This is a genomic window from Streptomyces sp. NPDC042364, assembly GCF_056437585.1.
The window spans coordinates 62,774-77,439 of the sequence record NZ_JBWKAJ010000022.1; the positions used below are offsets into that span (position 1 = coordinate 62,774).

Consider the following 14,666-nt stretch of genomic DNA (forward strand, 5'->3'; position numbering starts at 1 on the left):
GCCAGCCATTCGACCAACGATTCACAGCGACTTCGGGCACCGCCTCACCGCCGAACCCCCCACAGCGGCCCGCGGCCCCGCGTCGGACGGCGCTCGCCGTCCGGTTGTGTCGACGCTGCACGGGGGCGTTCGGGAAGCAGTCTCCCCCCGTGCGGCGAACTCCGGCCGGGCGGCGCAGGACACGGGCCCGGCGGTGGGCCTCAGCCGCGCACCTGGCCCAGCCACTGCAGGGTCCGCCGGACCTCGCCCGCCAGCGGATGGCCGGGGCCCCGCAGCCGCTCCACGTCCAGCAGGAGGCGGCCCAGGGTCTCGTGGGCGGCGCCCCGGTCGCCGAGGGCGAGGAGCAGGTGGCCTATGCGGCGGCGGACGTCGAGGGCCAGCTCGGGGTCGCCGCCCACGTACTGGTTCTCGAAGTACGGCAGCAGGGAGCGGTACTCGGCGAGGGCCGCGGCGGGTTCGCCGAGCTGTTCGAGGCACTGGGCGGAGTCGTAGCGGAAGCGCAGGGCCTGCGGGTCGGCCTGACCCGCCTCGGCGGCGCGCTCGTCGGCGAGACGGCGCAGCTCGGGCAGGGCGCGACGGTACTGGCCGTCGTCCATGAGGGTGGCCGCGTACTGCTTGCGCAGGGTGCGGACCACGGGTGAGTGCTCGCCGTGCTGGGCGGCGGCGGCCGGGAGGATCGCGCCGAGGATGTCGACGGCCTGGGTGATGCGGCCCTCGCCGAGGAGCCGCTTGACCTCGTCGACGGCGCCCGCCACATCGGGCTTGTCGACCGGAGGGGTCTCCGCGGGCGCGGCGGAGGGCTGCGGCGCCGGGATGCGGGCGCGGTCCGGCCAGGGGGCGTGCGGGCGCAGGAAGGGGCGGGTGGGGTCGAGCGGGGAGCCCGTGGGCATCCCGCGTGCCGGGAGCAGCGGCAGAAGCTGCTCGTACGTCTCCTGCGCGGAGGACGGGCGGTGCTGCGGGTCCTTGGAGAGCAGCCGCAGCACCAGCGTCTCCAGGGCCTCGGGGACCTCGGGGCGGAGACGGCGGACGGGGACGGGCGGCTCGTACAGATGGCGGTGGAGGACGCCGAGGGCCGTCGAGCCCGTGAACGGCACGTTCCCGCTGAGCAGTTCGTGCATCAGCACGCCGAGGGCGTACAGGTCGGTGTACGGTCCGACCGCGCCGCCCATGGCCTGCTCGGGGGCCATGTAGGCGGGGCTGCCGATGGGCGAGCCGGTGTGGGTGAGGCGGGTGGTGTCGGTGTCCATCACGGAGGCGACGCCGAGGTCGAGGACGGTGACCGTGCCGTCCTGCTTGACCATCACGTTCCGCGGCTTGAGGTCGCGGTGGATGATCGGCACCGCGTGCACGGCGGAGAGCACCGCGCACAGCTGGGCGGCGACCGCGACCGTCCACTGCCACGGGTAGGGGTCGTGCTCGGCGAGGTGGTCGGAGAGGTCCGCCCCGTCGACGTACTGCATGACGAGGAACAGCTCCTCGCCCTCGCTGCCCGCGTCGTGGACGGTGACCAGGCCGGGGTGGTCGACCTGGGCCGTGACCCGGCACTCGCGCACGAAGCGGCGGCGCAGCTCGTCGGCCTCCTGGCCGGCGACCTTGTCCGGGCGGAGCAGCTTGACCGCCACCCGCCGGTCGAGGCGCTGGTCGTACGCCGTCCACACCTGGCCCATGCCGCCCTGCCCGATGAGCGTGGACAGCTCGTAGCGGCCGGTGATCAGGCGTCCGGTCCCCTGGGTCACCGGTCTCCTTCGTTTCTGCGGAGATAGTCGCTGAGCTCGTCGAGCTCGGCGCGCACCTGGTCTATGCGGGCCGGGCCGGGGCGCTGCGGATCCGGCGCGTGCCGCGGCTGGACGGGGGGTTGCGGGATCGGCGTCGGCTGCGACTGGACGGGCGGCTGCGGGGCCGGGGTGTAGGGCTGCGGGACCTGGACCGGCGGGTAGCTGTAGCCCGTCTGCTGGGAGTAGGCCGTGGTCCGGGCGTACGCCGACGGCGGGGCCGTGCGGGGGTTGAAGTGGCGTATGTCCGCGTACAGGTAGTACGCGACGGTGGCCACGAGCCCGCCGAGCAGCAGTGACATGCCGACGTCGCCGCGCCAGGTGGTGAACTCCTCCTCGCCCGGGTCGGTGCCGAGGATGTACAGCGTGACGACGATGTGCACGACCGCCAGGGCGAACAGGAACCAGTCGAGCGGCTTGCGGGTGACGGAGGCCAGTCGCAGCAGGCTGGCCCAGCCGAGGAGGCCGCAGCTCATGACGGTGACCACCACGAAGATCACACGCAGCGTGACCGAAGCCCCCTGCGAGGGGCCGGGGGGCTGTTGCGGCGCGTAGCCGTGGCCGTGCATGGCTGCTCCTGAAGGCCTGGTGGAAGTGGACCGCGATGTCGTTCCGAGCGTATAGGTCGACCACGACAGGCGGTCCAGGGTTGTGGACAACCGTTGCAGTCCTGGTCACGCCGCCCGGTGCGGAGTGGTTCCGTCCGGTGGACCTGTGTCGGTCGTCCCGGCGGAGCCACACGATCGTTCGACGGACCCACCTGATCGTAAGGGCAGTTCGCCGTTTCAGTCCGGGGCGACCGTGCCGTCCGTCAGTCCGTCGTACATACCGCGCACGAGTCGTGCGCCCAGCCGGCCCGCTTCGCGGAGCGCGTCCTCGAAGGCGGCGAGGGCCCGGAACCGCTCGCCGTAGCGGCGCTGCTGGTCCAGGGGCAGCCGGGGCAGCTGGAGGCGGCGTACGTCGAGGCGGCTGGCCGTGGAGGCGTAGCTGCTGGCCTGGCGGCTGTTGGCGGTGCCGCGCAGGAACCCGGCCACGAACCACGCGTCGAGGGCCGCCGGGTCGGGGCGCAGGAGCGTGAGGTTGCGGCCGAGGGCGGCCCCGGCCGTGTCCGCGTCGATCACCCGGGCGATTCCGCCGCCGCCGAGGACGGGGACGACGATGTCGCCACGCTCCACCAGCACCGGCTCCTCACCGGTGTCGGAGAGGGACCCCGACGGTGCCGTGCCCGACAGGACGTCGTGGTCGGTGAGTACCCGCGTGTGGGTGCCGTTTCCGCCGGTGCGCAGCAACAGCGCTCCGCCGCGCGCGAGTTCACCGACGGTGGTGAGCGGCCAGCGCGGGGGCCGCGTCTCGCCGGCGAGCGGGGGCGTGAGGTCGGCGGTCAGCCGCAGGGTCTCGCCGAGGCGTTCGCGTACGGCGGTGAGTTCCGCGGCGCCGCCGCCCGCGGCCGGGGGCGGCAGATGGCGGGCGGGGGCCAGGTCCACGTCGTCGTCGAGCAGTTCGATGACCGGCATCGAACGGCTCAGCCCGGGCCGCTCCTCGACCTCTCCCGTGCGGTCGAACGGCTTCCACGCGTCCATCACGGCGGCGCTCACGGCCGCCCAGTCGACCCCGCCCCGCCCTGCGGCGCCGAGCCGCCCGGTGTCCACCAGCAGCAGCTCGGGCGGCGCCGGCGTCCGGCCCGGCCTGCGCAGCACCCACAGGTGCAGCGGGATGTTGTACGGGGGTGCGGCACCGACCGGCAGGGCGATCACGGCGCGCAGGGCACCGCGGCGCAGCAGGTCGGCGCGGATACGGCGCCCCGAGCGTCGGCTGGCGACGGCCGGCGGCATCAGCAGGACGGCGGTGCCGCCGTCCTCCAGCCGGGCCAGCGCGTGCTGCACCCAGGCGAGTTCGGATTCCGTGCGGGCCGGGAAGCCGTACTCCCAGCGCGGGTCGTAGGCGAGTTCGTCGTGGCCCCAGTTGCGCTCGTTGAAGGGCGGGTGGCACAGCACCGCCTCGGCCCTGAGGTGCTGGTGGGCGTCCGCGCGGAGGCTGTCCCCGGCGGCGGTGCGGATGGCGCTCTCGGTGCGCAGGGCGAGCCGGAGCGCGGTGAGGGCGGCCAGTTCGGGGGCGTTGTCCTGGCCGTGCAGCTCCTGGCCGGGGCGGGGGGCGACGGCGCGCAGGAGGGCGCCGGTGCCGCAGGCCGGGTCGAACACCGAGCGTGCGGGTCCGGCGAGTTCGGCCATCAGCTCGGCCAGCTCGCCCGGAGTGAGCGTGTACTGGCGGGGGTTGGCGTCGAGATGGCGGGCCAGCAGGAACTCGAAGGTCTGCCGTGCGCCCAGGTCCGCCGCGAGTTCGGTGGCGCCGCGCAGCAGCGGGACCGAGGGCAGCAGCCCGGCGGCCGTCGGGCGGTGCACGGCGGGCTCGCCGTCCGGGCCGAACCGGGGGGTGAGGACGTGCGCGAGCTGGTCGGACAGGCTGCCGGCCAGTTCCTCGTCGTCAGGGGTGGCGCTCAACTCCAGCCAGGCCAGGGGGCGGTCGTGGAGGTACAGCAGGGCGCAGCCCGCGTGCACCAGGGCCGTGACGGGACCGTCCGGGTGGCCGGTGATCTGCTGCCAGACCCGCTCCTTGAGCGGGACCTCGGCGAGCTTGCCCTGCTTGCGCAGCCACTCCTCGACGTCGGTCAGCGCGAAGGACGGGCTGGTCTCCGTGCCGCCGACCGGCCTGGGGAAGTCGGCATGGCGACGGCGCCAGTTGCTGACGGCGGCGCGGCCGACGCCGGCGAGCCGCGCGATCTCCGCGGCGGTGACCTCTGTCCCGTTGTCCTGCACGCGCCCGGCTCCCCTCGTACCTGGTGTGTGGCGTTGAGCATACCGACGCACGCAAGATCTACCCCTTCACGGCGTGTACACACTCGTTATCGTGCATCGTGTTGACTCGATTCACAAGCTCTGCTGTGATTAACCCATCGAACGACGGGCCGCCCGCCTCGGGTGGTCACACCTCGTCGTGCGGCCGCACACCAGTGAGAGGAGGCACGGCCATGGGCATGAAGACGCAGATCGCACTGCATGCGGGGGTCGGTCTCCTCGTCATCGGTGTGGTCTCGGCGAACGCCGGGAGCCGGGACAGCACCTCGTACGGCACCGGATCCGCCGACCGCTTCAAGGCCTTTGTGAACACTCACGGCACCTCCACCGAGAGAGCCGCGGTCTCGCATGTCACCGAGGTACACGGACCCGCACCACCCGCGGGCGGGACCGGCTCCGCCGATGTCCACACGGACTTCACCGGCGGCCCACCGGGCGGCGGTACCCGCCCCGCCCGGCTGATCGCCGCCGCCTTCGCCGCCTGGCAGCACGACGGGCGGGGCCACGTCACGGTCTACGACGCGGCGGGCGAGCAGCTCGCCACCCGCGCCTACTGACCGGCACCTCCGTTCACCGCGCGGACGTCACCGCCCGCCGGTCCGAGATCACCACCCACCGCTCACACCCACCACTCACGTCCGCCGCCGCACGCACACCCGTGCCCGCGTGCGGCGGCGGCACCGCTCACTCATCACATCCCAGGGGGGACCTCCCATGCGTCGCACCGCACTCGCCGCTCTCTGCATCGCCGCCGCGGCCACCTTCTCGCTCACCGGCTGCCTGCCGGGCGAGGAGAAGTCGAACGAGCCGTTCTCCGGCCTGACCGGCGGTGAGATCGCCGACAAGGCCGTGAAGGCCACCTCCGACGCCGACTCGCTCCGGATGAAGGGCGAGATGCAGGACGAGAGCGCCGGCGGCACGATCAACCTCGACATGGCCCTCAACAAGAAGGGCGACTGCGTCGGCACGATCGGCATGAAGGACGGCAAGACCGAGCTGATCAAGACCGGCGACACGATCTACATGAAGTACGACGAGGCGTTCCTGCGCGCCCAGGCCGGCGGCTCCTCCAAGGAGGAGACCGACATGATCGTGGACATGCTGGCCGGCAAGTGGACCAAGACGTCCGCGACCGCCGAGGACTCCAAGGAGATGGCGAGCTTCTGCGACCTGGACACCGTGCTCGCCGACTTCGAGGACACCGACTCCGACGCCGAGCGCGGCAAGACCACCACGGTCGACGGCACCCCCGCGATCCTGCTCCACGAGAAGGACGGCAAGGACCGGTACACCCTGTCCGTCGCCACCAAGGGCAAGCCGTACCTCCTCCGGGTCGTCAGCAAGTCCGCCAAGGAGCCGGGCGACATCAGCTTCACCGACTACAACGAGCCGGTCCCGGCCGACGCCCCCAAGGGCAAGGTCATCGACCTGGACAAGGAGTGGAGCTGACGTGAACCCCGGGGCTCGCGCAGGCGCAGGCCGCACGAGCCCCGGGGTGCGCACGGGCCCGGCTGCGCACGAGCCCGCCGGTGCCCCACTGCGCACGAGCCCCGCCGCGCCCGGGCCACCCTGGCCGTCACCGGCGCCGGGCACTTCGATCCCTCAGGGCCTCAGTCCGCGTGGAAGCGGGCCGGGGCCCTGGTCGGGTTGCCGCCGCTGGGGAGTTTCTGGTCGGGGCAGGCACTCAGCACCCGCTTCATCGCGGACCGGCTCACCATCACCTCACACCTGGCCCTCCACCACCTCGTACACAGTCAGCCGGATCACGCTGCCCGGTGACGGGGCGCACGCGATGAACCCGAACCAGGGACAGGGCGCCTGCCAGGTTCTGGAGGGCGCAGTCACACCGGCCACCGCACTCACCTCCGCGGCCACGGTCGAAGCCGCGCTCGTCCAGTACGACGCCGAGCGCCGACCGCAGGGTCAAGCCGTTCCACGCGCCGCACGGCGGACCGCCTCCCCCGGCCAACACCAGCACCCCCGGACAACGGCAACACCGGTCCCCTGACGTGCCTTCAAGATGACGGCGACTCAGTGTCGAGCCGGTCGGCAGGCACGCGCTCAACGCGGGTCCAGCCCCTCCAGCCGCGCTCCTCCAGGATCGCCAGGAGTCGCTTGGCGCCCGGTGAGGAGTTGGCCATGGTCGAGTCCAGCAGGTCGACGAGCTTGTCGTCGAAGCCGTCGGCACCCGCCTCGCCGGCCTCCTCGGCGCGAATCATCAGGCGCTCCAGGATGTCGGCGATCTCGACCACCCGCGGATCGTCGACCGGCCAGTCGAGCGCCCCGCCGAGAACGCTGTACAGCTTGACCATGTCGGGGTCGTTCAACTCCTCGTGCTTCTTGGCGATCACGGCGTCGATCTGGTGCGGCACCTGGGCGGCGATCATGATCCAGGCATCCCGCTCCATCTCGATGTACCGCTCCTCGACGCCGAGACCGCGCAGCCGGTCGAGGTAGTCCACGACGCTCTGCGGGAGCGCCAGGTGCTCTCCGGTGGCGAGCCGGGCGAGTCGGCTGCGGGTGTCCTGCAGCCGCCGGATCCGGGCGCGCAGATCCTTGTCGATCTCCTGGACGCCGTCGGTGAACTCCTCCGGGCCGGCGTCGAGGAGTTCCTGCACCCTGGCCAGCGGCACTCCGGCATCGGCCAGGGTGTGGATCCGGATGAGTCGCACGACCGCGGCAGCGTCATAGGTCCGGTACCCGGACCGGTCGCGCTCGGGCTCGGCCAGCAGCCCGATCTTGTGGTAGTGGCGTACCGCCCGTACCGTCACCCCGGCATGCGCCGCCAGCTGGCTGATGGTGAGCATGGGTTCGGCCTGCCTCAGGCGATCTTCCGGCGGTAGGCGGTCATCGCGAAGACGTACGCCACGACGAGGATGCCCACACACCACGCGAGCGCGATCCAGATGTCGTCGCCGACCGGCCGCTCCGTGAACAAGGCACGGATCGTGTTGACGATCGACGTCACCGGCTGATGCTCGGCGAACCAGCGCACCGGGCCGGGCATCGTCTTCGTGGGCACGAACGCCGAGCTGACGAACGGAAGGAAGATGAGCGGGTAGCCGAACGCGCCCGCTCCCTCGACCGACGACGCGGAGAGTCCGGGGATCACGGCGAGCCAGGTCAGCGCCAGGGTGAACAGGAGCAGGATGCCGGCGACGGCGAGCCATGCCGTAGCTCCTGCCCCGGAGCGGAAGCCCATGAGCACGGCGACGCCCACGACGATCACGAGCGCGATCAGGTTGGCGACCAGAGAGGTGACGACGTGGGCCCACAGCACACCGGATCGCGCGATCGGCATGGAGTGGAATCGCTCGAAGATCCCGCTCTGCACATCGATGAACAGCCGGTACGCCGTGTAGGAGATGCCCGATGCGATGGTCATGAGCAGGATGCCGGCAGCATGTAGTTCACGTAGGAATCCGACCCGGTGTCAATGGCTCCGCCCAACACGTAGACGAACATCAGCATCATGGCGACCGGCGTGATGACGGTCGTGATGATGGTGTCCATGCTGCGTGTGACATGGCGCAGGGTCCGCCCCGTGAGCGCGGCGGTGTCGCTGAAGAAGTACGCGGTCATCCTTGCCTCCCGGTTGCCGGGCTGGTGGCGTCGCTCTTGTCGTCCCCGCCGATGACCGCGAGGAAGATCTCCTCCAGGGTCGGCTGCTTCTCGACGTACTCGACCGTGGCGGGCGGGAAGAGCCGCTTGAGCTCGGCGAGGGTGCCGTTCACGATGATCCGACCCTGGTGGAGGATCGCGATCCGGTCGGCCAGTTGCTCGGCCTCGTCCAGATACTGCGTCGTGAGCAGCACCGTCGTTCCGTGGCCGGCGAGTTCCTTGACCGCATCCCACACCTCGATGCGCGCCTCGGGGTCGAGTCCGGTCGTCGGCTCGTCCAGGAAGATCACCGGCGACTTCCCGATGAGGCTCATCGCGATGTCCAGCCGGCGGCGCATACCACCCGAATAGGTGGACACTCGCCGGGCGCCCGCCTGGCTCAGCGAGAAGCGCCTCAGCAGGTCGTCCGCTATCGCGCCCGGGTCCTCGAGGTGGCGCAGCCTGGCGACGAGGGCGAGGTTCTCCCGACCGGTGAGGATCTCGTCGACGGCCGCGAACTGTCCGGTGAGGCTGATGGACTGCCGCACGTCCGCCGGCCGCGTGGCGACGTCGTAGCCATGGACGCTCGCCGCCCCCGCGTCGGCCTTCAGGAGCGTGGCGAGGATCCTCACGGTCGTGGTCTTGCCCGCCCCGTTGGAGCCGAGCAGGGCGAAGATGCTGCCGCGCGCCACGTCGAAGTCCACACCGCGCAGCACTTCGAGCTTCCCGTACGACTTCTTCAGACCCCGCACGCGCATCGCCGGACCGGCGATCGTCTGGGCCGTCATGGTCATCTGCCTCCTTTGCCGGGCTGTTCCACGCGTCTGCGAGGACGCCCTGCGGAAAGGATGGAGGGTTGCCCCAGCGTCAAGGTCAAGCCGGCCCCGACCGCGGTGTCCGACTCCTGTCTTTTCTCGCGAACTCGAAGCCGACCGCGCTGACAAGGGATCTGCTCCTCGGCCCACCGCCCCGAGCGGCGCGGGCACCCGGAAGACGGTCACGGCACGGCCGCCCTCTCAGCCGCCGCACTGCCGCAGCATCATCTGTTTGTCCGCGGCCGTCACCGGCATCTCGTACTTGATGGCGACCTGAGCGAAGCGGACCGCGTATGCGCAACGGATCGGCTTGTTCGGCGGGAGCCAGGAGGCGGGGCCGGAGTCGCCCTTGGCCGAATTGGCCCGCCCCTGGACGGGAATCAGATTGAGCACGTCGTTGGCGAGCTGCTTCCGCTTGGTGCCCGACCAGCGCGACGAACCCATCTGCCAGCTGTAGGACAACGGCACCACGTGGTCTATCTGCACGTCGGTGGCCCTTTGCTTGCGCCACTCGATGATCGTTCCGGTGTACGGGTCGTCCAGGGTCATGGCGATGACCACGCAGTCGGAACCTGCTCGGAATCGAAGGTTGTGACCATCCCGGCGAATGAGATCGTTTCGGGTGTCACACCCGTTCCTAGCGAGCGGCACCCCGTCTGCCGTGTCCATCCACGCGTAGCCGAACTTGTCGCGGTCGTGGCCCGTCTTCGGCCCCCGCCCCTTCGTGGACAGTTCCTCGATGAGCTTGCGGGCCTCAGCCCGGTCCGCATCCGCCGTCACGGGCGCGAGCCCTGGCTCCGTACCGTCCGGGTTCTCGAGCGGACTGACCACCCGTTCGTCAGACGCTGTGGGCGCGGAGCCCGCCGAGGAGTTGTCCTCGCCCAAGCCCTCGCACCCCGAGACGAGAAGCACGGCAGCCGCACACAACGTCACCGTACGGAGGAAGCGCGCATTGCCAACAGCCCTGCGACTCACGTCCTTTTCAGTGAGCACAGCCCACCACTCCCCGCGTGAGCTGCGCGAATACCTCAGCCATCCGGCGGAGCACGGAGACGACCCGGGTGTCGCAGTCAGTGGAGTCGCTGTCGGCCCAGAGGCTGCGGAACCTTTCGCAGTCGTCACGGGTCTTGGGCGCGCGCCCCTTGACGGTCAGGGACTCCGCCGCAGCCAGGGCGGTACCTCCCCCGCCGAGGTTCTCCGTCGGTCCCCCGGAACCCTCGGTGCCCGGTTCGCAGCCGCTGACGGCGGCGGCCGGCACCAGGGCGACGACTGCCACCCCACCCCTCAGACGCGCCACGCGACACTCCTCACTGCCCTTGCTGGTTGCTGCGGTCCGGTTGCCCTGCCTGTGTTCCCTGCCCTCCGTGACCGACACCGTAACCGCCGCCGGGAAGAGGCCGATCGGCCCCCGGCGGTCACTCGGGTGCACGCCGGGCGGGCCGACGATGGTGAGGGGGCGACCATCCCGACCCACCCCAACGCAGCCGCAGCGCCGCAGCCGCAGCCGCGCCTACGCCCCCAGAACCTAAGACCCCAGAATCGAGGCCAGGAACTCCCCCGTCCACCCCAGCAACTCCCGCCCGAGCAGCGGCTTGCCGCCGACCTTCGCCGTCTTCGGGCGGGGGACCAGCACCTGGTGGACGGCCGGCTTGATGACCGTGCCCGGGTAGAGGCGCTTGAGGCGGAGCTCCTGGGACTCGCGCAGTTCGACCGGGGCGAAGCGGATGTTGTTGCCCTGCAGCACGATCTCGCCGACACCGCAGGCCCGGGCCAGCATCCGCAGCCCGGCCACCAGCAGCAGGTTCTCCACCGGCTCCGGCAGCTTGCCGTAGCGGTCGACGAGCTCCTCGCGCACCGCGGTGATGTCGGCCTCGGTGTTGACGGAGGCGATGGCCCGGTAGGCCTGGAGGCGGAGCCGCTCGCCGGGCGCGTAGTCGTGCGGGACGTGCGCGTCGACCGGCAGCTCGATCTTGACCTCCAGCGGCGGCTCCTCCTCGATCTCCCCGGTCTCCAGCTGACGGCGGTAGTCCGCGACCGCCTCGCCGACCATGCGGACGTACAGGTCGAAGCCGACGCCGGCGATGTGGCCGGACTGCTCACCGCCGAGGAGGTTGCCCGCGCCGCGGATCTCCAGGTCCTTCATCGCCACGTACATGCCCGCGCCCATCTCGGTGTGCTGGGCGATCGTGGCCAGCCGCTCGTGGGCGGTCTCCGTCAGCGGCTTCTCCGGCGGGTAGAGGAAGTACGCGTAGCCCCGTTCCCGGCCCCGGCCGACGCGGCCGCGCAGCTGGTGGAGCTGGGACAGGCCGAAGGTGTCGCCGCGCTCCACGATCAGGGTGTTCGCGTTGGAGATGTCGATGCCGGACTCCACGATCGTCGTGGACACGAGCACGTCGAACTTCTTCTCCCAGAAGTCGACGACGACCTGCTCCAGGGCCTGTTCCGACATCTGGCCGTGGGCGGTCGCGATGCGCGCCTCGGGGACGATGTCGCGCAGCCGGGCGGCGGCGCGGTCGATCGACTCCACCCGGTTGTGGATGTAGAAGACCTGGCCCTCGCGCAGGAGTTCACGGCGGATGGCCGCGCCGATCTGCTTCTCCTCGTACGGGCCGACGAAGGTCAGGACGGGATGGCGTTCCTCGGGCGGGGTGGTGATCGTGGACATCTCGCGGATGCCGGTGACCGCCATCTCCAGGGTTCTCGGGATCGGCGTCGCGGACATCGTCAGCACGTCGACGTTGGCGCGGAGCTTCTTCAGCTGCTCCTTGTGCTCGACGCCGAAGCGCTGCTCCTCGTCGACGATGACGAGGCCGAGGTCCTTGAACTTGGTCTCGGAGGAGAACAGGCGGTGGGTGCCGATGACGATGTCGACGGAGCCCTCGCGCAGGCCCTCCAGGGTGGCCTTGGCCTCGGTGTCCGTCTGGAAGCGGGACAGGGCCCGGACACTGACCGGGAACTGCGAGTACCGCTCGCTGAACGTGCCGAAGTGCTGCTGCACCAGGAGCGTCGTGGGGACGAGCACCGCCACCTGCTTGCCGTCCTGGACGGCCTTGAAGGCGGCGCGGACCGCGATCTCCGTCTTGCCGTAGCCCACGTCGCCGCAGATCAGGCGGTCCATCGGGACCGTCTTCTCCATGTCCTCCTTGACCTCGGCGATCGTGGTCAGCTGGTCGGGCGTCTCCGCGTACGGGAAGGCGTCCTCCAGCTCCCGCTGCCAGGGGGTGTCCGGGCCGAAGGAGTGGCCGGGGGCGGCCATCCTGGCGCTGTACAGCTTGATCAGGTCGGCGGCGATCTCCTTGACCGCCTTCTTGGCGCGCGCCTTGGTCTTCGTCCAGTCGGCGCCGCCCAGGCGGTGCAGCGTGGGTGCCTCGCCGCCGACGTACTTGGTGATCTGTTCCAGCTGGTCGGTGGGGATGTAGAGGCGGTCGCCGGGCTGGCCGCGCTTGGCGGGGGCGTACTCGACGACCAGGTACTCGCGGGTCGCGCCCTGCACGGTCCGCTGGACCATCTCGATGTAGCGGCCGACGCCGTGCTGCTCGTGGACGATGTAGTCGCCCGCTTCGAGGGTGAGCGGGTCGATGGTCTTGCGGCGGCGGGCGGGCATGCGGGCGCCGTCCTTGCCGGCCGCCTTCTGCCCGGAGATGTCGGTCTCGGTGAGGACGGCGAGCTTCAGTGACGGGGCGATGAAGCCGTAGTCGATCGAGCCGCACGCCACATGCACCACCGAGGGGGCGATCTTCCCGAGGTCGGCCTCCAGGCGGGCGGCGATGCCCTCGCCGCCGAGGACCTCGACGGTGCGGGCGGCGGGGCCGTGCCCCTCGGTCACGTAGACGGTGCGCCAGCCGTCGGCGAGCCAGCCCTTGGTGTCGGCGAGCGCCTTCGCGGTGTCGCCGCGGTAGGTCTCGGGGGCCTGCATGCCGAGCTTGAGGGTGTCCCCGTCGCCCGCCGCGTCAGCGGCCGATGTCCACGTCTCGTCGGCGGCGAACGGCGACACCGACCACCACATCATGTCCAGCTCGCGGGCCCGGTCCCGGACGTCCGCGATGGACCACAGGGAGGCCGCGCCGACGTCGATGGGCGCCTCGCCGCCGCCGGCCGTGGCCGCCCACGACGCCTGGAGGAACTCCTGCGAGGTGGCCACCAGGTCCGCGGCGCGCGTGCGCACCCGCTCCGGGTCGCACACCACCGCCATCGCGCCCTTCGGCAGGACGTCGATCAGCAGCTCCATGTCGTCGACGAGGACCGGGGCGAGGGATTCCATGCCCTCGACGGCGATGCCCTCGGCGATCTTGCCCAGGAGTTCGCCCAGCTCGGGGTGGCGTTCGGCGAGGACGCGGGCGCGCTCGCGCACCTCGTCCGTGAGGAGGAGCTCACGGCAGGGCGGGGCCCACAGGCCGTGCTCGGCGACTTCCAGGGAGCGCTGGTCGGCGACCTTGAAGTACCGGATCTCCTCGATGTCGTCGCCCCAGAACTCCACCCGGAGGGGGTGTTCCTCGGTCGGCGGGAAGACGTCCAGGATGCCGCCGCGCACGGCGAACTCGCCGCGCTTCTCGACCAGCTCGACCCGGGAGTACGCGGCCGCCGCGAGCGCCTCGACCGTGCGGTTCAGGTCGGCGGTCCCACCGGTGCGCAGGGCGACGGGCTCCAGGTCGCCGAGGCCCTTGACCTGGGGCTGGAGGACGGAACGCACGGGGGCGACGACGACCTGGACGGGTCCGGTCTCCGGGTCGTCGGGGCTCGGGTGGGTCAGCCGGCGCAGGACGGCGAGGCGGCGGCCGACGGTGTCGCTGCGGGGGCTGAGGCGCTCGTGGGGCAGGGTCTCCCAGGCCGGGTACTCCACGACGCCCTCCGGGGGGAGGAGGGAGCGCAGGGCCGCCGTGAGGTCCTCGGCCTCCCGGCCGGTGGCCGTCACGGCCAGTACGGGGCGGCCGGCGTCTCTCGCGAGGGCCGCGACGGCGAAGGGCCGGGCCGCCGGGGGGCCGACCAGGTCGACGTGGGTGCGGTGGCCGTCGGCCGCCGCCCTGATCGCTTCCGCGAGGGGGGCGTCCTTGACTACTGCGTCGAGCAGACCGTGGAGGCTCATGAAGGGCGTTTCCCGTCCGGGGGTCAGGCTGCGGCTGGGGTACAGCGGGGGCAACACGAACGCCCGACCTCGTGGGAGGGGCCGGGGGTGTCCAGGGTACGACGGGTGGCCGGGGTGGCGCGGAGGCTGTGGACAACCACCGGTGAGCCTCGTCAGGGGACTCGCCCCGGCCGCCCCCACCCGTCCCGTTCCCGAGGGCTGCGCCCCTTCGGCCCCGGGGACCCGCCCCTTCGACCCGCGGGGGCTGCACCCCCGTACCCGCCCATGAAGGAGGGGGCCTCCCGTGCCCGCTCGGCCGCGGACCGTCGGGGTCGCTCGCGCAGTTCCCGGCGCCCCTGTCCTGCCTGCGGCGGGTTACGGACGCACTGCCTCGTCGTGGTTCCTCGCGCGGTTCCCCGCGCCCCTCTCGGTGCTGCTGTCGTCTCCGGGCGGGCCGCCCCGGACGGCCTCGCCCGGAGGGCGTCCGCCTACCCTGTAGGGCGCCCGGTGCAGCCGTCCCGCGATGAACGTGAGTCCCGATGTCCCCGACCGTGTCACCACCGGC

Annotated in this window: 12 protein-coding genes and 1 pseudogene; 3 read left to right on the forward strand and 10 right to left on the reverse strand. The window is 71.6% G+C overall.

The features are described 5' to 3' along the window. Positions 1-200: 200 nt before the first annotated feature. From AC067N_RS32020 to AC067N_RS32030, 3 genes are all read right to left on the reverse strand, one after another. Positions 201-1,694 (reverse strand): protein kinase domain-containing protein, encoded by a 1,494-nt coding sequence (locus AC067N_RS32020; RefSeq protein WP_478682450.1) that lies wholly within the window; start codon positions 1,692-1,694, stop codon positions 201-203. Between the two features lie 38 nt (positions 1,695-1,732). Beyond that, the gene (locus AC067N_RS32025; protein ID WP_478682404.1) at positions 1,733-2,341 is read right to left on the reverse strand and encodes a hypothetical protein; all 609 of its coding nucleotides are present in this window, start codon (positions 2,339-2,341) and stop codon (positions 1,733-1,735) included. A gap of 216 nt (positions 2,342-2,557) precedes the next feature. Then, on the reverse strand, positions 2,558-4,585 hold the full coding sequence (locus AC067N_RS32030) for an N-6 DNA methylase (RefSeq protein WP_478682405.1): 2,028 nt from the start codon (positions 4,583-4,585) through the stop codon (positions 2,558-2,560). Positions 4,586-4,797: 212 nt separating this feature from the next. On the opposite strand from AC067N_RS32030, the gene AC067N_RS32035 reads away from it, so the two are divergent. The 3 genes and pseudogenes from AC067N_RS32035 to AC067N_RS32045 all read left to right on the forward strand — a co-directional run. Further along, entirely contained in the window at positions 4,798-5,181 is a 384-nt protein-coding gene (locus tag AC067N_RS32035; RefSeq protein ID WP_478682406.1) for a hypothetical protein, read from the forward strand. 157 nt (positions 5,182-5,338) lie between these two features. Further along, the gene (locus tag AC067N_RS32040; RefSeq protein WP_478682407.1) at positions 5,339-6,073 is read left to right on the forward strand and encodes a hypothetical protein; all 735 of its coding nucleotides are present in this window, start codon (positions 5,339-5,341) and stop codon (positions 6,071-6,073) included. Between the two features lie 292 nt (positions 6,074-6,365). After that, positions 6,366-6,632, forward strand: a pseudogene (locus AC067N_RS32045) (FAD-dependent monooxygenase); the annotation flags it as partial. A gap of 7 nt (positions 6,633-6,639) precedes the next feature. Here AC067N_RS32045 and AC067N_RS32050 read toward each other — a convergent pair. The 7 genes from AC067N_RS32050 to mfd form a co-directional block, all read right to left on the reverse strand. Then, entirely contained in the window at positions 6,640-7,431 is a 792-nt protein-coding gene (locus AC067N_RS32050) for a MerR family transcriptional regulator (protein ID WP_478682408.1), read from the reverse strand. A gap of 14 nt (positions 7,432-7,445) precedes the next feature. Next, positions 7,446-8,009 carry an ABC transporter permease gene (locus AC067N_RS32055; RefSeq protein ID WP_478682409.1) on the reverse strand — a complete coding sequence of 188 codons (564 nt, stop codon included), beginning with the start codon at positions 8,007-8,009 and terminating at the stop codon, positions 7,446-7,448. Further along, entirely contained in the window at positions 8,006-8,206 is a 201-nt protein-coding gene (locus tag AC067N_RS32060) for a hypothetical protein (RefSeq protein WP_478682410.1), read from the reverse strand. The genes AC067N_RS32055 and AC067N_RS32060 overlap by 4 nt, the downstream gene beginning before the upstream one ends. Beyond that, positions 8,203-9,012 carry an ABC transporter ATP-binding protein gene (locus AC067N_RS32065; protein ID WP_478682411.1) on the reverse strand — a complete coding sequence of 270 codons (810 nt, stop codon included), beginning with the start codon at positions 9,010-9,012 and terminating at the stop codon, positions 8,203-8,205. The genes AC067N_RS32060 and AC067N_RS32065 overlap by 4 nt, the downstream gene beginning before the upstream one ends. A gap of 228 nt (positions 9,013-9,240) precedes the next feature. Continuing rightward, positions 9,241-9,924, reverse strand: a complete 684-nt coding sequence (locus tag AC067N_RS32070; protein WP_478682412.1) for an HNH endonuclease family protein — start codon at positions 9,922-9,924, stop codon at positions 9,241-9,243. A 97-nt stretch (positions 9,925-10,021) separates the two neighbouring features. Then, the gene (locus tag AC067N_RS32075; protein ID WP_478682413.1) at positions 10,022-10,336 is read right to left on the reverse strand and encodes a hypothetical protein; all 315 of its coding nucleotides are present in this window, start codon (positions 10,334-10,336) and stop codon (positions 10,022-10,024) included. A 228-nt stretch (positions 10,337-10,564) separates the two neighbouring features. Continuing rightward, positions 10,565-14,122 (reverse strand): transcription-repair coupling factor, encoded by a 3,558-nt coding sequence (mfd, locus tag AC067N_RS32080; protein ID WP_478682414.1) that lies wholly within the window; start codon positions 14,120-14,122, stop codon positions 10,565-10,567. Between the last annotated feature and the right edge of the window lie 544 nt (positions 14,123-14,666).

Bases quoted from the DNA above. Each gene is read 5' to 3' on its own strand.
- AC067N_RS32025 (WP_478682404.1), bottom strand. From the start codon at position 2,341: ATGCACGGCCACGGCTACGCGCCGCAACAGCCCCCCGGCCCCTCGCAG.
- AC067N_RS32035 (WP_478682406.1), top strand. From the start codon at position 4,798: ATGGGCATGAAGACGCAGATCGCACTGCATGCGGGGGTCGGTCTCCTC.
- AC067N_RS32040 (WP_478682407.1), top strand. From the start codon at position 5,339: ATGCGTCGCACCGCACTCGCCGCTCTCTGCATCGCCGCCGCGGCCACC.
- AC067N_RS32050 (WP_478682408.1), bottom strand. From the start codon at position 7,431: ATGCTCACCATCAGCCAGCTGGCGGCGCATGCCGGGGTGACGGTACGG.
- AC067N_RS32055 (WP_478682409.1), bottom strand. From the start codon at position 8,009: ATGACCATCGCATCGGGCATCTCCTACACGGCGTACCGGCTGTTCATC.
- AC067N_RS32060 (WP_478682410.1), bottom strand. From the start codon at position 8,206: ATGACCGCGTACTTCTTCAGCGACACCGCCGCGCTCACGGGGCGGACC.
- AC067N_RS32065 (WP_478682411.1), bottom strand. From the start codon at position 9,012: ATGACGGCCCAGACGATCGCCGGTCCGGCGATGCGCGTGCGGGGTCTG.
- mfd (WP_478682414.1), bottom strand. From the start codon at position 14,122: ATGAGCCTCCACGGTCTGCTCGACGCAGTAGTCAAGGACGCCCCCCTC.